Source organism: Prevotella disiens (assembly GCF_900454955.1).
Lineage (GTDB): Bacteria > Bacteroidota > Bacteroidia > Bacteroidales > Bacteroidaceae > Prevotella > Prevotella disiens.
This window is the reverse complement of the sequence record NZ_UGTL01000001.1, coordinates 308,622-335,542: the sequence shown is the minus strand read 5'-3', so window position 1 is coordinate 335,542 and position 26,921 is coordinate 308,622. Positions and strand designations below refer to the sequence as shown.

Here is a 26,921-nt window from a genome sequence, read left to right as displayed (position 1 = left end):
TATGTAAGTTTTTGATAAAAAAAATTGCATATTAGAAAAATTTTAGATATATTTGCAGTATAATTTGTATACAGATTCGCATCATGAAAATAAAGAGCAAAAGATTAGAAACTATCAAAATGCTTATTTCAAGCATGGAGCTTAGCTCGCAAGAAGAAGTAATTAGAGCGTTAGAGAAAGAAGGTTTCAAGCTCACACAAGCGACCCTTAGTAGAGATTTGAAACAATTAAAGGTAGCGAAAGCTGCTACAATGAATGGTAAATACGTTTATGTTTTGCCAAACGACACCATGTACAAGCGTGTTTCAACACCTGGAAGAGTGTCTGATATGCTTCGTAACAGTGGCTACTTGTCAATCGATTTTTCTGGTCAAATGGCTATTATGAAGACACGTCCAGGCTATGCGAGTGCGATTGCTTACAATTTAGACAATAGCGATTTACCTGAAATTCTTGGTACGATTGCTGGTGATGACACCATCTTTATTGTTACGCGTGAAGGCTGTTCACATGAAGACGTGCTTTCATCTTTATCGTATGTTGTACCCGAAGTTATGGAATAAACAAAGAATAGACAAATTAGATAATATAAAGCCCAACGAAGTTCTAAACAAGCAACCTCGTTAGGCTTTTATAATATATGAAACAACAGAGCAGAATGAAATCAAACAGTCTTGAATAAAAATACGATGTTTTTTTAATCTATTATAATCGTTTTTATATCAAGTTGAAATACAAAATAGGCTCTTTTGAACTTCAAAACCTATTGTTTTGTGGCTCAAAACAATAGGTTTTAAAAATACTTACATAAGAGATTGATTTTCAAAGCAATACAGATTGGTTGAAATTCCCTATAAATTTAGATAAAAATACATCTTAAAAACGAATAATATTCATGGTTCTATACCCAATATTTCAACAAAAATGAAAAGATTATACATTGCCCTTTATATTATATCGCTGATTTTTACCCTCTATGCTGCCTACGATGATATTTGCAATAATAGGTTTACAAGGTTAGTAGGAATTGGTTTTGTAGTGTGTTTTGCTACGTTATCACTTTGGAAAATCTTAAAAAAATAATTGAAAGGGTGTGTTCCATATTTCAAAAAAACACTTTGAAAACTTGCTACTTATAAAAAATATTTATAATATTGCAGTTGGAAACGAAAAATACCGTAAAGCCCTCACTACAATTGGGAGGTCTTTGTAGCGTGAAAGACGACTAAACAAAAGAAAAACAATCATAAAATAAAAAACAAAAATGAAGAAAAGAACAATGATTGCTGCATGTCTTTTGGCTGCTATGTCAGTAAATGCGCAAAATCAAACATCAGGTATCGACAAAAAGAACATGGACTTGAGCGTAAAACCTGGTACAGACTTCTATCAATACGCTGCTGGCGGTTGGTTGAAGAACAATCCTTTGGACGCTGAACACACCAGCAACGGTGCGTTTGTAGACCTTTTCGAGCAAAATCAAGTGCGTATTCAAGAGCTTATTATGGAGTATGCTGGCAAACCACAGCAACAAGGTACACTCGGACAAAAGCTCGGTAGCCTTTACAACATGATGATGGATAGTGTACGCCTTAACCGTGAGGGTTTCAATCCTATCAAACCAACCCTCGCTCGTGTAGCTGCTATCAAGAGTAACAAGGAGTATCAGCTCGTTACAGCACAACTTGACCGCCGTGGAGAAAACACTATGATGTTCGGAATTGGTGTGGGTGCCGATATGCGCAATGCCGATATGAACATTGTTTCTATTGGTCAGAGTGGTTTAGGTATGGGTACTCGTGATTATTATTTGAACGATGATGCTCAAACAGTAAAGATTCGTGAGGCTTACAAAACCTATATGAAGAATCTTTTCAAGATGATTGGCAACGATGAAGCTACTGCGCAGAAGAAAGTAGATGCTATTATGGCGATTGAAACTCGCATTGCAAAAGCAAGCTACTCACAGGTTCAACTCCGTGATATTGACAAGAATTACCACAAGATGTCTTACAACGACTTGGTAATGAACTTTCCTGGCATTGATTGGGGTAACATCTTCTTGCAGACAGGTTTTCCTCGCTTCGATGCAGTAGACCTTGGGCAGCCTGAACCAATCCATGAAGTAGAGAAAATTCTTGCTGAAACCTCTCTTGACGACCTCAAGGCTTACGCTGAAATCAAGGTTATTTCAGGTGCAGCAAGCCAGTTGAGCGATGCGTTCCGTGCGGAAGCATTCAAATTTAGTAGTGCTATGAGCGGTGCCAAGCAAGACCGCCCACGTTGGAAGCGTGCTGTAAGTACAGTTTCAAGCGTATTTGGCGAAGCTGTTGGTAAACTTTATGTTGAAAAATACTTCCCTGAAAGCAGCAAACAACGCATGATTGAACTCGTAAAGAACCTTCAAGAAGCATTGGCACAACGCATTCAAGAAGCAACATGGATGAGTGCTGCAACAAAAACACAAGCTAAGGATAAGTTAGACAACTTCATTGTGAAGATTGGCTACCCTGATAAGTGGCGTGATTATAGCGGTTTGCAAATCGACGAAAAGCTCTCTTTGTATGAAAACATGCAAAACGTGAGCGAGTTCTTCCTCAAAGACGAGTTGAACAAGAAGGTAAATAAGCCTGTTGATAAATCAGAATGGGGCATGACACCACAAACTATCAACGCTTATTACAACCCTACAACCAACGAAATCTGCTTCCCAGCAGCTATCCTACAACCTCCTTTCTTCGATGCTAACGCTGACGATGCTGTAAATTATGGTGGTATTGGCGCTGTGATTGGACACGAAATGAGCCACGGATTCGACGACCAAGGTTCACAATTCGACAAGACTGGTAACCAACGCGACTGGTGGACAGCACAAGACAAAAAGAATTTCCAAATGCGTTCAAAGGTATTGGTAGACCACTTTGGCAAGTTTGAAGTTGTAAACGGTAAGAAAGTGAATGGTCAGCTTACTTTGGGCGAAAATATTGGCGACAATGGCGGTTTGAACATTGCTTTCCGTGCGCTCCAAAATAGCATGAAGAAGCACCCATTGAAGACCATTGACGGTTTCACACCAGAGCAACGCTTCTTCCTTTCATGGGCTCGTGTATGGGCAGGCAATGCTCGTCCTGAGTATTTGGATATGGTTATCACAACCGACCCTCACTCTCCTAACAATGCTCGTGTAAATGCTGCGCTCCCACACATCAACGCTTGGTACGATGCCTTTAAGATTAAGAAGAGCGATAAGTTGTATATCCCTGCCAAGAAACGTGCGCAAATCTGGTAAAAATCTATTGAAATAAATATTTTTCCATGATAATGACCGAGAATAATTCCCGTAATAACGGCTTTGTTCTCGGTCTTTTGTTTGCTCAACCGATTTGTTATTAGGTGTAATAAAGGATAGATTCAGAATTATTTCAATTCTACTTAAAATAAAAATAGTTTATTCTGATACACAAAATAAACTATTTTCTATCCCAAAACAATTGGTTTTGAATTTTTTGTACGCTACATGCGTTGTTCCGATTATATAATAGGCAAACTTATACCATTTATTTTCTGATAAATATCCAATGCGTAAATGTCCGTCATGCCGCTAATGTAGTCGATAACCGCCATGATGCGGTCTTCAAGGTTAGGATTTTGAATGTCGTATTGACTTGAAAAGCGGCGTATAAGTTGCTTGCTATGAAACTTTTGGGGTTCAGCAGCAGCACCGATAAGGGTTTCCATAAGGGTTTCCATAATCTTGTAACCCGACAATTCTACGTCCAAAACCGCTTTACTGGTGTAGATTTTATCAACTGAAACTTGAACACAATGCTTGTAATTGGCACGAGGGAGTTCGGGAATATGGTCGATTAACGAGCCTTCAAACGTACCATTGAGAATAGCTTCTTCGTTGTCTACAAAGGCATTGACACACAAGGATTCGAGCAAACCAACGGCACAGGCACGAAAATAAACCACCTGTTCGTTCTTATCGGTAACTCCTTCGTCTTCAATACGTTTGCGAATACTTTGCTTTATCTTTTCATCGAAGAAGCCTAACAACAACTCTGACGTTTCTTCGAACGACAAAAGTTTGAGTTTATGAGAATCTTCAATGTCCATTATCTCGTAGCAAATGTCGTCAGCAGCCTCCATTAAATAAGCCAATGGGTGGCGAACGTAAACAATTCCATGTTCCGACGATGCTTTACAGATAATGCCCAATTCATCAGCGATGCGCTTATAAATGTTTTCTTCTGACAAGAAAAAGCCAAATTTGCCGTGCTTTCCCGCCATAGAAGCCGAAAAAGGATATTTCACAATACTCGCTAATGTGGCGTAAGTCATGACAAATCCACCCTCACGGCGACCTAAAAACTTGTGGGTAAGCAAGCGAAAAGCGTTGGCATTGCCCTCAAAATGAGTTATATCGTCCCAAAAACGTGAACAGACTTTGGCTTGTAAATCGGCACCAGCCCCTTCTGTAAAGAAAGTTTGAATGGCCTTTTCACCACTATGCCCAAAAGGAGGATTGCCCATATCGTGGGCATAACAAGCTGTTTGCACAATAGTTCCTATTTCTTCAAAGTGAGTTCCACGCAGTTCAGGGTGTCGTTCCATCAATTTTCGAGCCACATCGTCGCCCAAAGACTTACCCAATGATGCCACTTCAAGCGAGTGAGTGAGTCGGTTATGCACAAAGACACTACCTGGGAGGGGGAACACTTGTGTCTTGTTCTGCAACCTACGGAAGGGCGCAGAGTAAATCAATCGGTCGCTATCACGCTTAAATTCCGACCTGTCATCGTGTCTTAATGCGTGTCGGTCTTCCTGCCCGAGTCGTTTATTGGAGATAAGTTTTTGCCAATCCATCATAATTTAAAAAATCTTCGCTTACGCAAAAGTACTTAAATTTGGCTAATTTCAGCCTTTTTTACCCTTTAAAATTCATATATGTGCATATAAATCATTATTTTTGCACATTATAATAAGAAATCATGATTCAAGTAAAAGTAATTAATAAGGGCAATCAACCTTTGCCCACATACGCCACAGCACAGAGCGCAGGCATGGATTTGCGTGCCAATATAGATAGTCCCATTACGCTGAAACCAATGGAACGTCGCCTTGTTCCAACAGGTTTGTACATCGCTTTGCCCGAAGGTTACGAAGCACAAGTGCGTCCTCGCAGCGGTTTAGCCCTAAAACATGGCATCACTGTGTTGAACACTCCAGGTACAGTAGACGCCGATTATCGTGGAGAAATCATGGTTTTACTCATTAATTTCTCTACCGAAGCATTCGTCATCAACGCTGGGGAACGCATTGCACAAATGGTAATTGCACGCCATGAGCAAGCAAATTTTGAAGAAGTAGAGGTGCTTGACGAAACCGAACGTGGCGCTGGTGGCTACGGACATACAGGCGTTAAGTAATTGAAAGTAAACTAATAATGGGAGGATAACGGATTGAATATTTCTTTTAAGCAATTCATTACAAAAATAATGCTGCCTCTATGCTTTGCGCTAACAGCTCTTCCGATGCAAGCGCAAGGCAATGATGTGCGTTATAACTATTTCTTTATTGAAGCAATACGCCAACAAGAAATGGGCAATCTGTCAGCTGCTTTCGATTTATTGAACCATGCTCGTGAGCTTAATCCGAACGCTCCAGAAGTTTATTTCGAATTAGCAGGCTACTATGTCGATATACAAAATACAAAAGAGGCACGCTACTGTTTTGAAAAAGCGGCTGAATTAGCTCCTGAGAATGCTACCTATTTGGAAAAGATGGGGCAGTTTTACATCTCGCAAACCGATTATCTAAAAGCGATAGAGGCCTACGAACGCTTGTATTCAAGCAATAAAACACGAGAAGACGTACTTCAAATTCTTTTCCAACTATATGGTTCGCAAAACAATTACAAGAAAACACTCGATGTTTTGCAGCGCATGGAACTGCTTTTGGGTAGCAATGAACAGTTGTCGCTTACCAAAATGCAAATCTATGAGCAGATGGGCAATAAGAAAAAAGCACAGGAAGAACTCATAAACCTTGTGCGAAAGCACCCATTAGACCTCAATTATCGCATCATGTTGGGCAACTGGTTGTTCCAAAATAATAAGAAAAAAGAGGCTTTTAAAGAGTATCAAACTGTGTTAAAGGAAGAGCCTGACAATGCGTATGCCCACCTTTCGCTCTTGGATTACTATCGTGATGCGAAGAACGAAAAGATGGTTGAGACGCTAACAGAGAAGCTTTTATCATCGAAAAAGACGGAAAAAGAAACAAAAATGGCTTTGCTCCGCCAAGTCATAGCAGACAATGAACAGAGCGAAACAAAGGATAGCACGGAAGTTTTGCAACTCTTTGACCATGTACTTTCTTATCCGCAGACCGATGCAGACATCATGATGATGAAGGCTGCCTACCTCTCTTTGAAGCAAGCACCAAAGGATAGCATCAACAAAGTCTACGAAAAAGCCATTGCTATCGAACCCGATAACTCGCGCGCTCGTATTGCTTTGATTCAAAATCTATGGGAAAAAGAAGAATACAACAAGGTAATTGAAATCGCCAAACCTGCTCAAGAGTACAATCCAACCGAAATGGCTTTCTATTATTTCGAGGGATTTGCTCACTATATGAAGAAGGATAATGATGCGGCTTTAAAGGCCTTCAAGAAGGGAGTAACGCAGATTAAACCTGACAGCGAGCCCAATATGGTGTCCGATTTCTATGCCATTATGGGCGATATTCTGCACGAAAAGGGATTAAACAAAGAGGCTTTCGAGGCTTATGATAGTTGTTTTCAATGGAGAGCTGACAATTATAATGCGCTCAACAATTACGCTTATTACTTGAGTTTAACGCTAAAAGATTTGGAAAAAGCTGAAAAAGCAAGTTATAAAACTATCAAGGCAGAACCTAAAAATCCTACATTCTTAGACACTTATGCATGGATTTTATTCTTGCAAAAACGCTATGAAGAGGCGCAAATTTATATCGATGAAGCCATAAAAAATGCCCCAGATAGCAACGCAACGTTCTTGGAACATGCAGGAGACATCTACTATCATACGGGGAAAGTGGACAAAGCACTTGAGTTTTGGCAAGAATCTTTGAAGTTAAACAAGGACAATCCAACGCTCAAAAAGAAAATTGAACAAAAGAAATACATTGCAAAATGAAGATAAAAAACATATATATTGCAGCTGTAATAGCAGCAGTTTTGGCAAGTTGCGGTACGCAAAAAGCGGTCGTAAAGCCTACTACTACGCCAAAGCCTACCCCTACGAACGCAACAGCGGGACAAGAAAAGAAGCAAGCAGAGCAAGAAAAGAAACAACAATTACAATATGTGCAGCGTGTTTCTGACTTGGCTCTTTACCAAAAGAATGTTGTTTCTAACCTTTCTTTCACAGTAAATACAGGCAAAAAGGAGATTACTGTACCAGGAATACTCCACATGCGCAAAGATGAAGTCATTCGTTTGCAATTACTTATTCCCCTACTCCGCAGTGAAGTAGGACGCATTGAGTTCACCAAAGAATATGTTTTGTTCATTGACCGCATGCACAAACAATATGTAAAGGCCAATTATACCGATGTCGCTTTCCTTAAAAACAATGGCATCAACTTCTATTCTTTGCAAGCATTATTCTGGAATCAGCTTTTCATTCCAGGCGAACAACGTGTTGGCGAGCATAGTCTCGAGGCTTTCAACGTAGACGCTGCTGCCTTAAAAGCCCCAAACAAAGGTATGATTCCTATCACGCTAAAAGAAGAAAAAATGATATATCGCTGGCTCACAGAGGCACTTTCAGGGTTTATTAATCAAGCAGAAGCAAAATATACCAGTCCAAATCATGGTGTTTCCACACTGACTTGGAACTATTCTGACTTCAAACCTTTCGGCTCAAAAAAGTTCCCTTGTCGCCATGAGGTGCTAATAAAAACCCCAATAGCAAAAGGACAGAAGACCATTTCAGCCACTTTCGAGTTGGAAGGACTAAGCGACAATGCCAATTGGGAAAGTTTTACCACGCCATCGTCTAAGTACGAGCAAGTGGGAGTAGAAGAAATATTGGGAAAACTAATGCAACTTTAAATGAAACGTATTTTATTTATATTGTTCATGCTGACCACATGCTTGCTCAGTCCGTATGCTCAAAAGCAGCGAACTGGCACCAAAAAGCCTGTTGTAAAGCAACAAACTACCAAGAAAACCGTAAAAAAGCAAGCGGTAACAACAAAGAAAACAACAGCAAAACAAACTGCTACAAAGAAACCTACGGCGCAAAATCGTAAGAAAAATGCAAAGGGAAATACGAAGCAGAAGTATGTTACAACGGAAGAAATAAAAGGCTTGCAAAAGAAAAACCAGCAGATACAAAAGGAAATTCAGCAGAACGAACAGGAATTAAAAGCCAAGCAACAAGATGTAAACGACCGTTTGCAAAAAATTATAACGTTGGATACTGAAATTGGACACCAACAACAAAGCATTGACACGATTGCGTCTGACATCAAACAAGTGAATGGCAACATCGGAATCCTTAAAGGACAGTTGCAATCGCTTGAAAATCAATTAGGAGAACGTCGTAGTCGTTTCATTCGTTCCATGCGCTACATGGCTCGGCATCGTGGCATTCAAGACAAATTGATGTTCATTTTCTCTGCCAAAACATTGACACAAATGTATCGTCGTTTGCGCTTTGTGCGTGAATATGCCGCCTATCAGCGTGCGCAAGGTGAACTGTTAAAGCAGAAACAAAACCAAGTAGACCAGAAGCACAATCAACTTGAAGCGGTGAAAGGACACAAAACCAACTTGTTACGCCAAGGAGAAAGAATTCAAGGACAAATGCAAGGCAAGAAGGTGGAGCAACAAAACGTAGTGGCATCGTTGCAAAAAGACCAACAAGTATTACAACAAGTCATTAGCGACCGCCAGAAAAAGCAACAAGCAATCAATGCACAAATCGACCGATTAATCGCAATAGAAATACAAAAAGCACGCCAACGTGCTATGGAAGAGGCACGAGCGCAAGCAGCAGCACGAGCAGCAGCAGCCAAACAGCGAGCAGCAGAAATGGCACGCAAACGTGCAGCAGCAGAAGCGGCCGCTCGTGAAAACGCAAGACGCATTGCTGAGGCGAAAGCACGTGAGGCACAAGCCAAAGCAGCGGCACAAGCCAAGGCAGCAGAGTTGGAACGACAACGCCGTGAAGCCCAAGCAAAAGCCGAACAGGCACGCCGTGAGGCAGAACAAGCCCGTAAAGCAGCCGAAGCTGAAGCATCAGCAAAACGAGCAAAAGAACTCAAACGTGCCGAAGAACGTGCGGCAGCAGCTCGTGCGGCAGAGCAAAGAGCGCGTCAAAAGGAGGTAGCCGAAACTGCACGCGCACAGCAACAGGCTCGTGAAGCAGAAGCAAATCGTGTGGCAGCAGAACGAAAAGCAATAATAGACAAGCAGCGTGCCGACCGTGAGCAGGCGGCTGCACGTGAAGCCGATGCAAATAGTTCTTTACTTTCATCAGCCGACCGTGCCATGACAGGTAGCTTTGCCAACAATAAGGGACGTTTACCAATGCCTGTTTCAGGTAAAATTGTTACTCGCTTTGGTACTTACAATGTTCAAGGAATGTCGAACGTGAAGCTCAATAGCAATGGTATTAGCATTAAAACTGCCGCTGGCAGTGCTGTACGCAGCATTTTCAAAGGCGAAGTAACAAGTGTTTCTCGCGTTGCAGGCTCTACGATTGTCATGGTACGCCATGGTGCTTACATATCAGTTTACTGCAATTTGGGTAGCGTGAGTGTAAGCCGTGGTCAGAAAGTAGGTACAGGTCAAACTCTTGGAACAGTCAATTCAGGCGGTATTCTCCAATTCCAATTGCACAAAGAGACCCAAAAACTCAATCCTGAGCAATGGCTCCGATAGGCAATGCCTATTACGCATAAAAAAGAGGTTGTATTCAACTTTAAAAGAGCCTGTTTTGGAACGCAAAACAGGCTCTTTTAAAAATGCTTCAAGTTGGAGTTGTACTAAATTCCATAAATTTGAGCGAATAGTATGGAATAAATATAGAAAGCTTTTAGAATACTACTTTTGTCGTTAGCGTTTCTTTTGTCATGTCATCAGTACAACGAACGATGTAAGTTCCACTCAATTGTATGCTGAATATTGCTTCTGCTCCTTCCAAATGATGCTGCATTACGAGTTTTCCGTCAAGCGAATAAATGCTAATCAATGAAGATGCAAATGGAGAACGTACTTTCAGATGATGCTCAAAAGTAGAAACTACAAACTCATTGTCTATTCCCATTTCTTCAATACCATTAGCGCAACCGCTACCATCGCCTTCTATTTTTGGTCTCCAATTTCTTTCTAAGGCAATTTTTGTATTACTTGTTAGTGCAGCTTCATCAGAAGTAGTCCCGTTAAGTAGATTTGGTTTATTTGGAAATTTGCTCAATTTTGGTAATTGACTATACATATCGTTGAGTTCGCAAGCAGTCATGCCGTTGTTAGCAAATCCTACAATTTTCAAGTTTGAACAATCTTTAATATCAACAGAATGTAGTTTATTTCCAGACATTGCCAATTGTTCCACGCTCTTCGTACCCTTTAAAACAACCGAAGTTAAGACGTTATTTCTAAGATTGACTAATCTAAGAGCAGAAAGATTATCGAATGTTATATTTTCCAATTCATTATCAGAAACTAAAACTTTCTCCATTACATCGTTATTGGCAGGGAGTGTCAATGTTTTCATCTTGCATTTGCTGGCTTCTATGAATTTTAAGTTGTTACAATTGGCAAGATTAACCCCTGTGAGAGGATTATTTGAACACCAAAGTTTATTCAATTTACTTAAAGGTAGGAAGTTTAATTTTTCAATCTTACAATTACTAAATCCTAATTCTTCCAATTCTGTATTTTTGTCTAAGTTCAAAGCAGTAAGATTAGCATTGTCTTTGAGTGCAAGATACTTCAAACTACCCAACTTTGTAAGGTCGAGTGTTGAAATTTTAGTACCCATTGCGTATAGAGTATGTAGTACAGGCGATTCAACTTTCAGTGTTTTAATAGGATTACTTGAGCAATCAAGATTCTCAAGTGCTTTGTACGCTGACAAATCAAGACTTGGAAGACGGTTGCTCTTGCATAAAAGTTCTACCAAAGGTGCATCGTCAGGAATGATAAGCGACTCCAATGCACATTCGTTAGCAATGATATTTTTTACTTCATGGCAATTAGATAAATCCAAATTCTTGAGTTGTTTCATTCGAGAACAATCTACATAAGAAAGATTAGGACACTTGCTAAGGTCTAATTCCTTTAAGAAGTTTTGTGAAGCCACTAAACGAACTAATTTAGTACAATTGGTAAGATTGATTTCTTGAAGCGAATTGCTACCAAAAATCTCTATGTTTTGAAGTTCTGTACTTTTCGAAAAATCAATTTCAGACAAGTAATTATAAGCAGCTTGAAGTACTTCCAGTTGTGGACAACCAGTAATATCAAGTGCTTTTAGCTTGTTTGTCATACAATTTAATTTCGTAATATTACCCTTAATTTTCAAGTCTGGACCTTTTATTTCTGATTTAAATTCGCTAAAATCAGTACCAATCGTATAGCTTACATCGTTTCCGTCGCCCCAGTCAATGGTAATTGGCGTATTAGGTTCTTTTGCAGCAAGTGCAAAACTCATCTCTCCAGAGGCTTGAACTGTAGTCATTGACACCTCGCTGGTGCGTTCATTGGTAACAACTGTGCCACAAGATTGCAGTACAGACGATAACTGAAGTTGTCCGTTACATGGGTCTACAATAGCGGCAACAATGCGATATTTGTTGGCTTCAAAATTATCTATCGTGAAAACATCAGACTTAAAATTGTATGTATTATCATCATTTACCTTCAATTCGTAACCCTCAACAGGACTAATCATCTTTATAAACTTGTTGTAAACCGCACCTTCAGGAATATTTACTTTTTCGTTTTCATCAGGTTCGGGGATAGGATTGTTTTCAACAAGATACACATTCATGCGCAATCCCTTCGTGTTTTGAATAGAAGAAATAGTACCATTTACTTTGCAAACAAACTTTCCATCACCCACTGACGATACCGATGGTGTCATTTGAGCAAAGCCCGGTCCATAGAAAGGACGAGAAAGCAAAAACTCATATATGTCGGTTTGCACATCGCTGATTTTCATTGCAGGCGTATAAATTGACAAATCTCTTAATTCTTCATGATTGTTTAATGACCCATAGGGCGACATCAAATTTCTATCTACCATTACTCGTGGCATAGCACTAATCTTATACTTTGCAGCAAGTTCGTTTTCACTCGGTGTTGCTGTAAACTTCTTTTCTCCAGCCTTGCTCACAAATGTTATAAATTCGTAGCGATTAGGTTGGCGAGTTCTGTATTTCATCATCGAAATACTGGTTACCAATCCACGATAACGATTGAAAGCCTCCTTGTCAGTAGGGTCAATGAAAGTTTCAACTACATGAGTTGGACGGCGATAAGTTGCATCAATATAGTATTTTCTAAATGGTCTGACGTATGTTTTTAAGTCTACATCAATACCATTTAGCTTTGACGGCTTTATATAAATAAGGTGTGGTTCGGTGTCTTTCGGGGTATGGAAAGTAATAAACCCTACTCCATCACGCATTTTTTCTCCCGGTAAAAGTTGAATATCGTTACGAGTTTTGCGCTGCAAAGTAGAACGGTCGTTGTCGAACCAATATTCAAACTCCATGGTATTAATTGCAGTTTTTGAAAAATTATCGATATAAAAGGCATAAAAAATAGGCTCATCGGGCGTATTATTAGGTTGAGAGAAAAAGTTAGAACCATAGAAATCATCAAAAACAACGCCTTCAAATTCAGGTGGTAATTTACCTTCCGAGGCTTTCACTTCTTGCTTTTGAAGCGGTTTTACTACTTTTTTCATAACTTGCGCCATGCTTGATGTGCTGCATAAGCATGCTGTCAGAACGAAACTCATTAGACGTAAATGTTTTTTCTTCATTGTTTGTTAGATTGTTGTGAATATTTTAGGAGCTACTTTGTTTAGGTTTGGCAACTGGCTCCTATCGTTGCGGCTTTATATGCTTTTAAATTATTTTTTTCAATTCTGTTATGGCAAATATAATTAATATTTTTATTATTTAAAAAAAATACACAGAATTATTACTTTAAAGTGTATTTTTATTACAAGTATCGCTTATTTATTTACAATATATACATTTTAAAAAAATAAAAGTATATAAGAAACGATTACTATCTCTTCTTCATAATATTTCAAAGAAAGCGCACTATTATTAGAGTTTTTTATTCAAAATTATTGCTGTCCAATAAAAAAATGAAAGCTCTACCCTCCCCTTATCCATCGGTATTACAGACATTTTTTCTTCCAGGGGCTTGTTCATCGATTTCAAACTGTAATCATTATAAATGTGGCTATTTTGAATAACCTGCAAACTTTTATAATCCTTATTTTGATATGTGCCAGAATTGCCGTATATTTGCAATGAATTAAGAAAGAAATAATGCAAGAAACAAGACAAAACCGCATAGCGCGCTTGCTTCAAAAGGAGTTGGCAAGCATTTTTCAAAGTCAAACTCGTGCCATGCACGGAGTGTTGGTAAGTGTTACACGAGCCAAAGTTAGCCCCGATTTGGGCATCTGTACCGCTTATTTAAGTATATTTCCATCGGAAAAAAGTGAGGAATTATTAGAAAATATCAATAAAAACGAGAAGTCTATCCGCTTTGAATTGGGACAACGCGTACACAATCAATTGCGCATTATTCCAGAATTACGATTTTTTATTGACGATTCGCTCGACTATATTGAGCGCATCGACGAGTTGTTGAAGAAGTAATGAACTTTCCGTTTTACATCGCTCGCCGCTATTTGTTCTCTAAAAAGAGTACGCACGCAATCAATGTTATCAGTTTGATTTCAGTGATTGGCGTTGCCGTAGCCACTATGGCGCTTGTCGTTGTATTAAGCGGATTCAATGGATTCTCCGACTTAGTAGCTTCGTTTTTCACCAATTTTGACCCACAAATCAAGGTTGAGGCTGCGAAAGGAAAAGCCATTGCTGCTGACAATCCTACGTTGGCAAAAATAAAAAAACTACCTTTTGTGGCAGTATCTACCGAGTGTGTAACCGACCAAGCGTTGGCTACTTATCACGGAAAACAAGTTATGGTAACTATAAAAGGGGTAGAAAATAACTTCGACTCGCTTACCAATATTCGTGAAACCCTCTTTGGAGATGGCGATTTCCGCCTGCAAGTAGCCAATTTGGAATACGGAGTGTTGGGCATTGGTGTAGCCCAGCAACTCAATACGTCAGTCCATTGGGACGACTTCTTGCGCATCTATGCTCCACAACGCAAAGGACAATACGACGCATCGAACCCTACCAACGCTTTTGTAGCCGACTCTTTGGTGTCGCCAGGAGTCGTTTTCCAAGTAAAACAAAGTAAATATGATAATAATTTTATCGTTACTTCCATAGGTTTTGCACGCCGAATTTTTAACCGACAAGGTGAGATTACATCGTTAGAATTAAGGCTAAAAGCAGGCGAAGATATAGGGAAGGCAAAGGCTGGTATAGAGCAACTTGCGGGAAAAGACTTTGTTGTAAAAGATAGATACGAGCAACAAGCCGACACATTCAATATCATGCGCATTGAGAAACTCTTTGCTTATGGTTTCCTAACCTTTATTTTGATGGTGGCTTGCTTTAATATTATCGGTTCGCTTTCCATGCTGATAATTGATAAAAAGCAAGATGTTATCACGCTGAGAAACCTTGGAGCAACCGAAAAACAAATCAATCAAATTTTCCTTTTCGAGGGTAGAATGATATCAGTTGCGGGAGCTATAATCGGAATAGGATTGGGATTACTCTTGTGTTGGCTTCAACAAACTTACGGACTCGTAAAATTGGGCGACCAAGCAGGCAATTTTGTTGTCAATGCCTATCCTATTAGCGTTCATTTTTGGGATATAATCGGCATTTTTGCAACTGTAATCATCGTGGGTTGGCTATCGGTTTGGTATCCAGTACGCTACATGAGTAAACGCTTAACACAATAAGATAGGTTAAGCGTGAAAGTATTTTTATACGCAAAAAACGTTTCTTTTATCGCTACATTAGAACAGTTTTCAATTGATAATTGTTCTAAATTCGTGTGTTTATAAATTGTTTTTTCGCTTTCTTTTTACACTTTTATAAAACATTGAATACCAAAGTGTTACGAACAAGCTATTATTTTGGTTTTCAAAACCTATTGTTTCGCACCTCAAAACAATAGGTTTTTCGGCTTAAAAGAGCCTGTTTTGACATGCAAAAGATTGGGTGTGGCGTGTGGACGTATATGGATTGTTCTATTTTTCTGTAACATCGGCAATTCGTTTTATTTTGTTCTGAAAAAATAAAGCGTTGGCATGAGCAACGGAAAAGAATAAGAACATCGTATGAAGTCAAAAAGACTAAAAAACAAGCGAGTATTAATTTTATTTTGGAACTTACTTTACTAAACAAACTTAAAATTAGACGGATTTTCCATATTTTACATAATTAAGTATCAAAAACGGAGAATATCTAAAGAATTCTATTTAAATTTGCAGACAAATTGTATAATTACACTCAATGAGAAATAAGATATATTCCCTTGTAGCATTTATGGCTGCAACACTCGCGCTTACTGGTTGCATGAAGAACGAGGAACTTGACAACAAAGACGCTTATAACGGTACAGCTATTGTTAGCTTTACAATTGACAAGGTGAAAGTGGCACGCGATACTGTCAATAGCGCAGGCAAAGACACCACCATTTGGGTAAGCTACAAGGCTAAAAATCATAAATTTTATATAGACCAATTGAACGGAACAATTTACAATCCCGACTCATTGCCTTGCGGAACAAAGGTGAATGCAATGTTGGTCAAGCTTGTAACCAAACGCCATGAAATGATAACGATTAAGGCATTGGAAGATGCAACTGAAAAGGAAGTTGTTAAGGACGATTCTATTGATTTTTCAAAGCCACGTACAGTTTATGTATATTCGGAAAATCATCAATTTCATCGTGCCTATACCATAACGGTAAATGTACACAAACAAGTGGGAAATCATTTTGCATGGAAGGCTTTAAACACCAGTGCTGAGTTGGCAACATTGGAAGATACGAAGGCTTTCAGTTTCAATGGTAACATTTATGTATTCGGAAAGAAGGGTACACAAACGATTGGTTATTATACAAAAGAAAATGACGGCAACAATTGGACAAAGCTTTCTCAAGCGTTTTCTGTTGATGCTTACAAGAATATCGCACTCAGAAAGAACGAAATCTTTATTTTAGACAATGGACAAATAAAGCGTTCTACTGACGGACAAGCATGGCAAACAATGGGTACAGCTGCGCTAAAACAATTGGTGGCAGCAAGTAGAATAGAACTTTTCGCTCTCTCTACTAACAATACCCTTATGAATTCGAAAGACAACGGTCAAACATGGACAAGCGAAGAATTGGACGATGATGCAACAAAATTGCCTGTTTCGAACATCAATTCCATAACTTTGCCAATGACAACCAATCCTGGTATCGACAGAGTGTTGCTCGTTGGGACAGCAGCAAACGCTTCGTTTGCAACCACATGGGCAAAACTTTCTGATTCAGAGCGACCAAACGATGTTTACAAATGGTCGTTTAATAACTCGGGAGCAAGTTCAACGTTCTCACTTCCAAACTATAACCACCTTACAATTGTGAATTACAACAACCAAATTTTGGGACTCGGACTCGCTAATGGGAAGTTTGCACAGATGATGGAAAGTAACGATGGCGGTATTATTTGGAAGAGAAATTTGCCTTATACTTATCCAACAGGAACGCCAGCAGCTACATTTGCTGCCACAGTTGACGGACAACAATATGTTTGGATAATTAGTGGTGGACAAGTTTGGAAGGGAAAACTCAATAGTATGAGTTGGACACAAAACCAGACTTCGTACGGCAATTAAATAAAAGCACTGCAATAGAACTGAGAAACAAAAAATTTGTAGGAGCAATAAAACAGAAAAAATGAAACGTATCCTTTTTTACATGATGTTTTTCGTAATGTCTGCACCTATTATGGCGCAAGATGGCGAAGAATATAGAATGGAATTAGGTGCGGGTGCAGGCGTTATGGGTTATTTGGGCGACTTTAATGGGTCGCTAACCAAAGACTTACAGCCTATGGGGTCGGCAATTATGCGTTATGCGTTCAACCCTTATATGGGCTTAAAGTTCAATGCTTCGTATGGAAAAGTCAAAGGAAAATCAAGTGATGTAAAAACTTATTATCCTAAATTTGCAAAAACTCCCTACGAATTTAACAATACATTGGTGGACGTTGGCATAACCTACGAATATAATTTTTGGCCTTATGGTACAGGAAGAGAATACAGAGGCGCACAAAGATTAGTGCCTTTCATCTTTGGAGGAATAGGCGCAACTTATGTAAGCATAAAGAATGGCGACAAGAAATCGGCTTTCTCAGCTAATCTCCCAATCGGTTTGGGTGTGAAATACAAAATGGGTGAGCGAATGAATGTGGGCGTTGAATGGGCAATGCACTTTTGTTTGTCTGACGAATTAGATGGGCAAAAAGACCCATACGATATAAAAAGTAGTGGATTATTCAAGAATACAGATTGTTATTCCACTTTGCAATTCACGTTTACCTATAGTTTCATGGCAAAATGCCGCACTTGTCATAACGACGATGAGTAGGTTTTTCGCCAAAATAGTAATATAAAAATTGACAAATTATAATCTTCCCAAAACAATGGCAGAAGAATTAGATATAACTCGCATACCCGAACACATTGCAATCATTATGGACGGCAATGGTCGTTGGGCTATGGAACGCAATAAACCACGCTCGTTTGGACACCAAGCAGGCGTTGAAACAGTGCGTAAAATAACAGCAGAGTGTACAAGATTAGGGGTAAAAAACCTCACGTTATACACATTCTCCACCGAAAATTGGAATCGGCCTACCGATGAAGTAACGGCATTAATGGGACTCGTTTTCACCTCGCTTGAAGACGAAATCTTTATGAAAAATAATGTTCGTTTCCAAGTAATCGGAGATATAAAACGCCTTCCTGTTGAAGTGCAACAGCGACTTCAAGAAACGATGGAGCATACGGCGAAGAACGATGCCATGACCATGACAATAGCATTGAGCTATTCTGCACGTTGGGAAATTACAGAAGCAACAAAGCAAATAGCACAAAAGGTGGGGAAAGGAGAAATAAAATTGGAAGAAATCACAGAAGATACAATTAGTAAATATCTGTGTACCAACTTTATGGCTGACCCTGATTTATTGATAAGAACGGGCGGTGAATATCGCATTTCCAATTATCTTTTGTGGCAATTAGCTTACTCCGAACTTTATTTCTGTGATACCTATTGGCCTGATTTCGACGAAAAAGACCTATATAAAGCTATTGTCGATTATCAAGGAAGGCAACGCCGATTTGGAAAAACAGAAAAACAAATAGAAACAGAACAAGAACAAAAATAAGAAAAGCAATATAAATGAGTAATACAAAGAAAGTCTTAATACTCTTAGCGGTTATATTTTGCTTCAGCTTAAACATTAAAGCACAGCAAAAAATAGTAAAGCCTACCATTTCGTATGCAGGCAATCCTACCACTTATAAGTTAGCAGGTTTAGCTGTCTCAGGGGTGGAAGGCTATGAAGACTATGTGCTTACAAGCATTTCCGGATTATCAATTGGACAAGATATAGATATTCCTGGACAAGCAATCTCTAATGCAGTGAAGCGTTATTGGAAGCATGGATTGTTCTCAGATGTATCCATTTCGGTCGATTCTCTTGTTGCTGATAAAGCTTATTTGCACATTTATTTGCAAGCACGTCCACGCATTTCTACCATCAACTACGTTGGATTGAAGAAAGCCGAGCGCGAGGATATGGACAATAAGTTAGGAATTATGAAGGGAGGACAGATTACTCCGAACATGATAGACCGTGCTAAATTGCTTGCAAAGAAATATTTTGAAGAAAAAGGTTACAAAGACGCAGAGGTGTTTATACGCCAACGCGACGATGTAACAGCCAAAAATCAAGTTATTCTTGATATAGAAGTTGATAAGAAAGAAAAGAAAAAAGTCCGCAATATTATTATAGAAGCTAATAAAGGATTGAGCGACAAACAAATAAAAGGTTCACTTTTTTCCAAAGGAGCATTCAAGAAAACCAGTGAAGCAGGTAAACTTGGAAATATTTTTAAGTCAAAGAAATTTACTCCAGAACGTTGGGAAGAGGACAAAAAGAACCTTATTGAAAAGTATTACGAGCATGGTTATCGTGATGCAACCATTGTCAAAGATAGCGTTTGGAATGTAGACCCAAAGCATGTAAACGTATATGTGAAGGTCGATGAAGGCAAAAAATATTATATCCGCAATATCAATTGGGTTGGTAATACAGTTTATCCTACCGAATATTTGAATAGCTTGTTGGACATGAAAAAAGGTGATGTTTATAACCAAAAGTTCATGAACAAACGCTTAATTGAAGACGAATCGTCAGTAGGTAACCAATATTGGGATCACGGATATTTGTTCTACAATCTGCAACCTACCGAAGTAAACATCGTTGGCGACTCTATCGACCTTGAAATGCGTATTTATGAAGGTCAGCAAGCCCGTGTGAAACGTGTTCGAATCAATGGTAACGACCGCATTTACGAAAATGTTGTACGCCGTGAATTACGTACAAAGCCAGGCGATTTATTCTCAAAAGCAGCTTTAACACGTACCGCTCGCGACTTAGCATCTATGGGACACTTCGATCCAGAGTCGGTTTCTCCAGTGCCAAAACCAAACTACGAGGACGGTACAGTGGATATTGATTGGAATTTAAAGCAAAAGTCTAACGACCAAGTCGAGCTTTCTTTGGGTTGGGGACAAGCAGGTGTTATTGGAAAAGTCGGGTTGAAACTCAACAATTTTTCTATGGCAAACCTATTCAGAAAGAACAAAGAACATCGTGGATTTATGCCTATTGGTGATGGCGAAACGATGGCATTAAGCGCACAAACCAATGGTAAATATTACCAATCTTATAACCTTCAATACGGAACAAACTGGTTTGGTGGAAAGCGTCCAGTGCAGTTTACAATGGGTTTGAACTACTCTAAGCATACCGATGTTAATAGCAGCTATTACAACCAAAACTACATGAACAATTATTACAATTACATGTACGGTGCTGGAAATTATAATTACAACAATTACGAGAATTATCTTGACCCTGACAAGTATATCCGATTGATTGGTGCATACGTGGGTTGGGGTAAGCGTTTAAGTTGGCCAGATGACTATTTCCAACTCTCTGTTCAGCTTTCTTACCAACGTTACATGTTGAAAAACTGGCGTTACTTCATCATGACCAATGGTACTGCCAACAACTTGAACCTTAGTGTGTCAATCAATCGTACCTCAACCGATAACCAACTCTTCCCTCGTTTTGGTTCAGAATTTAGTGCATCATTGACCATAACGCCACCTTGGTCAAAGTTTGACAAGAAGGATTACAAGAATTTGGCTACCGATAGATATTCTTCAACCTATCAAGACGAGCAGCAAGAGAAGTTCCGTTGGGTAGAATACCACAAGTGGAAGTTTAAGGCACGCACCTTTACTGCCCTCACACAAGGTCAAAAATGTTTGGTTTTGATGACTCGCGTAGAATTTGGATTGCTCGGTAGTTTCAATAAATACAAGAAGAGTCCGTTCGAAACTTTCTATATGGGTGGTGATGGTATGAGTGGTTACTCAACAGGATATGCTCAAGAAACCATTGGCTTGCGTGGTTACGAAAATGGTCAGCTCACTCCTCGTAGTGGTGAAGCGTATGCCTACGACCGTTTTTCTCTCGAACTCCGTTATCCATTCCTTTTAGGTAATACAACCATCTATGGTCTTGGATTCGTTGAAGCAGGTAATGCGTGGGCAGATACCAAGAAGTTTAATCCATTCGACATGAAGCGTTCAGCTGGTGTGGGTGTCCGTATCTTCCTCCCAATGGTAGGTATGATGGGTATCGACTGGGCTTACGGCTTTGACACAGTCTATGGTAAAAAGGGTGGAAGCCAATTCCACTTTGTACTCGGACAAGAGTTCTAATCGATTCAAAACAAAAGTTTTAGTTTGTACCTCAATAAATAAACATAGAGAGAATTGATATGAAAAAATTAATAACATTATGCTTGGTAGCAGTCTTTGCAATGGCTGCCCATGCGCAAAAGTTCGCTTTGCTCGATATGGAGTATATTTTAAGCAATGTACCTGCCTATGAGCGTGCCAACGAGCAGTTAAATCAAGTAAGTAAGAAGTGGCAAGCCGAGGTAGAAGCCCTCAATACAGAGGCTGCTACCATGTATAAAAATTATCAGAACGAAGTCGTTTTCCTTTCTCAAGACCAAAAAAAGAAGAAGCAAGAAGCCATTATGGCAAAAGAAAAGCAGGCTGCTGACTTGAAACGCAAATACTTTGGTCCGGAAGGCGAGTTGTTTAAGAAGCGCACAAGCCTTATTTCGCCTATCCAAGACGAAATATACAATGCGGTAAAAGACATTGCCGACCAACGTGGTTACAGCCTTGTTGTCGACCGTTCTAGTGCAACCGCAGGTATTATCTATGGTTCGCCAAAGATTGATATTAGCAATGAAGTGTTGCAAAAGTTAGGTTATGGCAATCAATAACCCATTCTTTTCATCGGCGAAAGCCCATATTTAGAACTCCAAAATCGTAATTATAAACAATAAAAAATAAGAAGTAAAATGAAAAAGCTAATTTTAATGTTGATGCTCTGTGCTCCAATGACAATGTTCGCACAGAAATTTGGTCATCTTGACTCACAAGCACTCTTGCAATCATTGCCAGAAGCCATGACTGTTCAAAAGGAACTCGAAGGAAAAGGCAAGGAATATGAAAAGCAACTTACCGATATGCAAACAGAATTGCAACGCAAAGCTGAAGAATACGAAAAGACAAAGAGTACAATGAATGCTACAAAGCAAGCTGAAACAGAGAAAATGCTTCAGGACATGTACACCAAGGTTCAACAAACTGCACAAGATAACCAAAAGGCTTTTAATGAATTACAACAACAAAAGCTCGGTCCTGTTCTTGACAAGGTACGCAAAGCTATCGAAGCAGTAGCTAAATCAGGCAATTATGTTTACATTATGGAAAAGGCAGCAGGTCAGCCTCTCTATGTAAACGAAGCTATCAGCAAGGATATTACTGCTGAAGTGAAGGCTCAACTTGCTAAGATGAAATAAAAAAACAAGTTGTGGCGAGCCTTAAAGGCTTTCCATATCGTCAAATAAAGCGGGTGTCTTTGCCCCGTTATCTACTCCATGCCCTTCTAAAGGAAATGGAAAAGGGTGAGGTTACCGCAAGAATAATCTTGTTGCGGTAACCTTTTTTGTTGATAATAACAGCGAAAAAAAAGATAATTTATGATGAAAAAATATTTTCTATTTCTGCTTTTTGCCGCCCTACCGCTATGGGTTAGTGCGCAAACACCTATTAAATTTGCTTATTTCAACTACACCGAAGTGTTGAAAATGATGCCCGAATATGGTGTGGCAATGCGTAATATGGCTAACCTTCGTGCCAAATTCGATGCAGAAACCAAGCGTTCTGAAAACGATTTTCATGCCAAATATGAAGAATTTTTAGAAGGTCAACGCAACTTTGCGCCCTCTATTTTGAAGAAGCGTCAAGCCGAATTGCAAGAGATGATGGATAAGAATATCGCTTTTAAGAAGGAGTCTGACCGTCTATTACTGCAAGCCGAGAAAGATGCTTTTGCCCCTGCACACGCTCGTTTGAAGCGAGTTCTTGCCGAAATGGGACATGAAAGAGGTTACGCTTTCATTCTCAATGCCGATAATAATGCGCTACCTTACGTCAATAACATGGTGGGCGAAGACATTACGGAGGCGTTAAAAACGGTTATAAAGTAATTATTTATGGATTTTACGCTATCACAATCAGCAGGTCCGATAGGGGTTTTCGATTCTGGATATGGTGGTCTTACCATTCTGAAAGGCATACGCGAGCAGCTGCCACAATACGATTACATTTACCTTGGCGACAATGCTCGTGCGCCCTATGGTTCGCGTTCGTTCGATATTGTTTATCAATTCACACTGCAAGCCGTCAAAAAATTGTTCAGCATGGGTTGTCAATTGGTTATCTTAGGGTGCAATACCGCTTCCGCAAAGGCTCTGCGTACCATTCAGAAAAACGATTTACCCAACATAGACCCACGCCGCCGTGTTTTAGGAGTCATACGACCAACAGCTGAAATCGTGGGGAAACTCACTGAAAGCAAGCACATTGGTATTTTGGCAACTCCTGGAACGATAAAGAGCGAAAGCTATAACATGGAAATTAAGAAGCTATGGGGCAATGTTGAAGTTACGGGTGAGGCTTGTCCGCTATGGGTTCCCATTGTTGAAAACAACGAGGCCGAAGGTGAGGGGGCTGATTATTTTGTGAAAAAGCGTATTGACCATCTCTTGCAAACCGACCCAAAAATCGATACATTAATTCTCGGTTGCACGCATTATCCTATCCTTTTGCCCAAAATTAAGCAATATGTTCCCGAGGGAATCCGCATCATTTCGCAAGGCGAATATGTGGCAAGCAGTTTGAAAGACTATCTTTCTCGCCACAAGGATATGGACAATCTTTGTACAAAGCAAGGCTCTGTGCGCTATTTTACAACCGAAAATGCTGACAAATTCAAGGAAACAGCTCGCATTTTCCTACAAGAAAATATGGAAGTTCACCGCCTAAAATTAGAGTAAATACAAGAATATCGTAGCGTTGAAAAACTAAAAACGGCACGGAGTTGGCAGCAAAAAATGGTAAGCTACCGACTTCGTGTTATTTTTTGCACTTATTTTTCAGTTGCATAAAGTCGCTATAATGCGCTTGTCCAGCCTGTCTACCAATTTTTATCATATCAGCAATGGCTTCCGAACTGAAACTTGTTACCCCATAATCATTTAAATTGGGGTTGATATAGATGTCGGCTTGCTTTCTATTCTCGTTGTATTTAACAATATCGGGGCGTTCAACCAACCATTTTACAATGCCGCCTAAGCCTTTCAAAAAACTCAATGGCGCACTAAAATCATCGTGTTTCGTTTGTGTTAAGTCCACTGCAATGACAATATCTGCCCCCATTTCTCTTACCACATCAACAGGAAGGTTGTTTATCATGCCACCATCGAACAGCACAAGCGAGTCTGAAACCACAGGTTTGAATGCCCCAGGGATAGCCATACTGGCACGCATGTTTCGCGCAAGACTATCGCCTGAAAGCAAAACTTGTGCTTGTTGCTTCATATCGAACGCCACACAGCGAAACGGAATGGGTGTTATGGTTCTGTTTTTCTGCTTGTATAAAGGTGCATTTGCCACCAACGAATCCAAAAAATTATATACTTTATCGCCATGCAAAACACCCAATCCGTGTGTCTTTTTACCTTCATTTTTTCGTTTTCTGATAGGAAATCCGAATAAATAAGTTATGCCATCTTCTTCTTTTATAATGCGTTTCGATAGCGTCTTATCCCTATCGGTCAACAAAGCCAGCCAATCTTGTGAACGAAACAAGGTGTCTAAATCGTCTGCCCGATAACCAACACTATACAAACCGCCCACAATGCTGCCGATACTCGTGCCTGCAATGTAGTCAATTGGTATTCCTGCATGCTCAATTTCGTGCAAAACACCCACTTCAGTAGCCCCTTTTGCCCCGCCACCGCCTAAAACCAATCCTATTTTAGGGCGTTGCGCCATGGTCGAAAGCACCACAGCGAAGAATAGAATGTATGTGAAAAACAATCGCTTCATGCTGCAAATATACTGTTTTTCAATAACATACCCCTCATAAATTGCTTTTTAAAAACTTATTTATCCTACTTTCGCAACTCGTTTTCTGCTTGTTTGAATTAAAAACCAAGTTTAGAAAAATAGAACAATCTTTGCTAATGTTTCACGCTATCGTCTGTTTTTTCTCAAAAACCTACGCTTTTTCAGTTCAAAACAGCCACTATTGCACCTCAAAATAGGCTCTTTTGCATTGCAAAATAGGCTCTTTTGAAAAGCAGGAAACTGATATTTTTTATTCGTTTGATAATCAATGAATTACAAAAAATACAAATTTCTTTATCGTGAAACAATTCGTTTTATGGAATTTAGAACAATTTTTGCAATTTCAAAAGATGAATTGCGACCTTTATTCCGAGATGGAAACTATCTCGAAAGTTATGGTTTCGCAGCTGCCGTTGCTATCTTCTTGATGTAATCGTCAAAGTTTGCATCATTGATTCGGTTCCAAACATCGCCTAACAAGGCTACTCCGCCAAAGCCATAACGCTGAATTGGAACGATATTTTCGGCTGTTATTCCCCCTAAAGCAACGACTTTCTCGTCAATAATGCCTTGCTTTTGGGCGTTCAAAAGGATTTGCGGCGTGAACGATGAGGCGTATCCTTGTTTGGAAATGCTATCGAAAATAGGACTGAGAAAGACGTAATCGCACAAGGATTTGTAGGTTTTCACTTCCTCAAACGTGTGGCACGAGCGAGAAACAGAACCTTTAAAACCTTTGGGTAGCACGCTATTGCGCCGATTAAGATGCAAGCCGTAGAGCAAAAAGCGAGCCGAAAGTTCGAAATTATCGTGCAGCACCAAACGTGTATGATACTCCACAGGAATGGCTTTGATAAGGTTTTCCACAGCTTCGGCAGCGGCTTCAGGTTTCCGAATATGCACCAAATCAACACCCAAGCGGAGCAATTTCGCTATTATCGTTGCTTCGTTGGGAATGAAATTGGGTTCGGTTATAACAATAAAACGCATCTATCTTACTTTCATAATAAGTTTATTATCAACAAAAAGGGACTATCGTGAGCGTGAAAAAGAATAAAAAAAAGTGGAAACTACTGCTTTTTGCAGCAATTTCCACCTAAATTATATTTTATTTCAACCGGTTGATGATAGCCTCAGCTACCTTTTTACCCGAAAGAAGCATACCGCCAAAGATTGGTCCCATGCGTGGTGTGCCGCCAACAGCTGATGAAGCCATACCGCAAACATAAAGTCCTGGGTATATTTCCTTTGTTCCTTCTACCACTTGGCGTTCGCCTTCAGCTACATCGAGCGAGCGTTCACCAATCACATCACCCGTTGCCGTATTGAGTTTGATGCCGTTTTTGCGTGCAACAACCTGGCACATTTCGCTGTCATGACCTGTTCCGTCTATGACAAACTTTGCCATAATATTCAATGGGTCAACGTGTAAACCCTCGCGAAGTACAGGAGTCCAGTTCACAACCACACCACTTACTACGTTATTCTTAAACACTACGTCTTCCACAGAGTAGCAATTGAAAATGGTTGCACCTGCATGGGTCGCCTTATAGAGCAAAGCTGACGTACTTTCTACCGAGTCGGCAGTATACAAACCGTCTTCGTATAGCTCGTAATTGATGTCGAAATCCTTGATAATGCTCAATGCTTCTTCTTGTATAACCAATTGATTGAACATCATAGCACCACCCCACATGCCACCGCCTGGCGATAGTTTGCGGTCGAAAATTGCTACATTCAATCCTGCTTTTGCCATGTAATAGGCTGCTGCAATGCCCGAAGGACCGCCGCCAACAATGGCAACATCGAGTTCGAGACACTTTTCCATTTTAGCAAAATAGGTGCTAATAATTCCTTTTGATACTTGTTTTTCTATCATAATATTGTT

At 39.7% G+C, this 26,921-nt stretch carries 21 protein-coding genes; 16 read left to right on the top strand and 5 right to left on the bottom strand.

Going from position 1 to position 26,921, the window contains the following annotated elements:
• The first annotated feature begins 83 nt into the window (after positions 1-83).
• Both argR and DYI03_RS01370 read left to right on the top strand, forming a co-directional pair.
• On the top strand, positions 84-563 hold the full coding sequence (gene argR, locus DYI03_RS01375) for an arginine repressor (protein WP_021669791.1): 480 nt from the start codon (positions 84-86) through the stop codon (positions 561-563).
• Between the two features lie 701 nt (positions 564-1,264).
• Positions 1,265-3,289, top strand: coding sequence for a M13 family metallopeptidase (locus DYI03_RS01370; RefSeq protein ID WP_021669794.1), 2,025 nt, complete (start codon positions 1,265-1,267; stop codon positions 3,287-3,289).
• 242 nt (positions 3,290-3,531) lie between these two features.
• Here the strand turns inward: DYI03_RS01370 and dgt are convergent, their stop codons facing one another.
• Positions 3,532-4,869 carry a dGTP triphosphohydrolase gene (dgt, locus tag DYI03_RS01365; RefSeq protein ID WP_036870421.1) on the bottom strand — a complete coding sequence of 446 codons (1,338 nt, stop codon included), beginning with the start codon at positions 4,867-4,869 and terminating at the stop codon, positions 3,532-3,534.
• Positions 4,870-4,994: 125 nt separating this feature from the next.
• On the opposite strand from dgt, the gene dut reads away from it, so the two are divergent.
• The 4 genes from dut to DYI03_RS01345 all read left to right on the top strand — a co-directional run bounded on the left by dut (position 4,995) and on the right by DYI03_RS01345 (position 9,943).
• The gene (dut, locus tag DYI03_RS01360; protein ID WP_004356243.1) at positions 4,995-5,432 is read left to right on the top strand and encodes a dUTP diphosphatase; all 438 of its coding nucleotides are present in this window, start codon (positions 4,995-4,997) and stop codon (positions 5,430-5,432) included.
• A gap of 69 nt (positions 5,433-5,501) precedes the next feature.
• Positions 5,502-7,187 carry a tetratricopeptide repeat protein gene (locus tag DYI03_RS01355; RefSeq protein WP_021669796.1) on the top strand — a complete coding sequence of 562 codons (1,686 nt, stop codon included), beginning with the start codon at positions 5,502-5,504 and terminating at the stop codon, positions 7,185-7,187.
• On the top strand, positions 7,184-8,107 hold the full coding sequence (locus tag DYI03_RS01350) for a DUF4292 domain-containing protein (RefSeq protein WP_004356257.1): 924 nt from the start codon (positions 7,184-7,186) through the stop codon (positions 8,105-8,107). Before DYI03_RS01355 ends, DYI03_RS01350 begins: the two co-directional genes overlap by 4 nt.
• Positions 8,108-9,943, top strand: a complete 1,836-nt coding sequence (locus DYI03_RS01345; RefSeq protein ID WP_004356226.1) for a M23 family metallopeptidase — start codon at positions 8,108-8,110, stop codon at positions 9,941-9,943.
• A 154-nt stretch (positions 9,944-10,097) separates the two neighbouring features.
• Here the strand turns inward: DYI03_RS01345 and DYI03_RS01340 are convergent, their stop codons facing one another.
• Positions 10,098-13,055 carry a hypothetical protein gene (locus DYI03_RS01340; RefSeq protein ID WP_036870244.1) on the bottom strand — a complete coding sequence of 986 codons (2,958 nt, stop codon included), beginning with the start codon at positions 13,053-13,055 and terminating at the stop codon, positions 10,098-10,100.
• A 520-nt stretch (positions 13,056-13,575) separates the two neighbouring features.
• Here DYI03_RS01340 and rbfA point away from each other — a divergent pair.
• The 10 genes from rbfA (at position 13,576) to murI (ending at position 23,958) form a co-directional block, all read left to right on the top strand.
• Positions 13,576-13,911, top strand: coding sequence for a 30S ribosome-binding factor RbfA (rbfA, locus tag DYI03_RS01330; RefSeq protein WP_004356241.1), 336 nt, complete (start codon positions 13,576-13,578; stop codon positions 13,909-13,911).
• A complete protein-coding gene (locus tag DYI03_RS01325; RefSeq protein ID WP_021669275.1) occupies positions 13,911-15,140 on the top strand; it encodes an FtsX-like permease family protein in 1,230 nt (409 codons plus the stop codon). Before rbfA ends, DYI03_RS01325 begins: the two co-directional genes overlap by 1 nt.
• Before the next feature lie 556 nt (positions 15,141-15,696).
• Positions 15,697-17,070 carry a DUF6242 domain-containing protein gene (locus DYI03_RS01320; protein WP_021669273.1) on the top strand — a complete coding sequence of 458 codons (1,374 nt, stop codon included), beginning with the start codon at positions 15,697-15,699 and terminating at the stop codon, positions 17,068-17,070.
• Positions 17,071-17,131: 61 nt separating this feature from the next.
• The gene (gene porG, locus DYI03_RS01315; protein WP_021669272.1) at positions 17,132-17,824 is read left to right on the top strand and encodes a type IX secretion system protein PorG; all 693 of its coding nucleotides are present in this window, start codon (positions 17,132-17,134) and stop codon (positions 17,822-17,824) included.
• Between the two features lie 55 nt (positions 17,825-17,879).
• Positions 17,880-18,626 (top strand): isoprenyl transferase, encoded by a 747-nt coding sequence (locus DYI03_RS01310; RefSeq protein ID WP_021669271.1) that lies wholly within the window; start codon positions 17,880-17,882, stop codon positions 18,624-18,626.
• A 14-nt stretch (positions 18,627-18,640) separates the two neighbouring features.
• Entirely contained in the window at positions 18,641-21,259 is a 2,619-nt protein-coding gene (locus DYI03_RS01305; protein ID WP_021669270.1) for a BamA/OMP85 family outer membrane protein, read from the top strand.
• Between the two features lie 59 nt (positions 21,260-21,318).
• Positions 21,319-21,837, top strand: a complete 519-nt coding sequence (locus tag DYI03_RS01300; RefSeq protein WP_004356236.1) for an OmpH/Skp family outer membrane protein — start codon at positions 21,319-21,321, stop codon at positions 21,835-21,837.
• Positions 21,838-21,915: 78 nt separating this feature from the next.
• Complete coding sequence (locus DYI03_RS01295) at positions 21,916-22,419, top strand: OmpH/Skp family outer membrane protein (RefSeq protein ID WP_021669269.1); 504 nt, start codon at positions 21,916-21,918, stop codon at positions 22,417-22,419.
• A 180-nt stretch (positions 22,420-22,599) separates the two neighbouring features.
• Positions 22,600-23,109, top strand: a complete 510-nt coding sequence (locus DYI03_RS01290; protein WP_021669267.1) for an OmpH family outer membrane protein — start codon at positions 22,600-22,602, stop codon at positions 23,107-23,109.
• A 6-nt stretch (positions 23,110-23,115) separates the two neighbouring features.
• Complete coding sequence (gene murI / locus DYI03_RS01285; RefSeq protein WP_004356244.1) at positions 23,116-23,958, top strand: glutamate racemase; 843 nt, start codon at positions 23,116-23,118, stop codon at positions 23,956-23,958.
• Between the two features lie 79 nt (positions 23,959-24,037).
• Here the strand turns inward: murI and DYI03_RS01280 are convergent, their stop codons facing one another.
• The 3 genes from DYI03_RS01280 to DYI03_RS01270 all read right to left on the bottom strand — a co-directional run bounded on the left by DYI03_RS01280 (position 24,038) and on the right by DYI03_RS01270 (position 26,912).
• A complete protein-coding gene (locus DYI03_RS01280; RefSeq protein ID WP_021669266.1) occupies positions 24,038-25,012 on the bottom strand; it encodes a patatin-like phospholipase family protein in 975 nt (324 codons plus the stop codon).
• Between the two features lie 414 nt (positions 25,013-25,426).
• The gene (locus DYI03_RS01275; protein WP_021669264.1) at positions 25,427-26,023 is read right to left on the bottom strand and encodes a thiamine phosphate synthase; all 597 of its coding nucleotides are present in this window, start codon (positions 26,021-26,023) and stop codon (positions 25,427-25,429) included.
• Positions 26,024-26,141: 118 nt separating this feature from the next.
• Positions 26,142-26,912: a sulfide-dependent adenosine diphosphate thiazole synthase gene (locus DYI03_RS01270; RefSeq protein WP_021669263.1), complete on the bottom strand. Its 771-nt coding sequence runs from the start codon at positions 26,910-26,912 to the stop codon at positions 26,142-26,144.
• Positions 26,913-26,921: the final 9 nt, after the last annotated feature.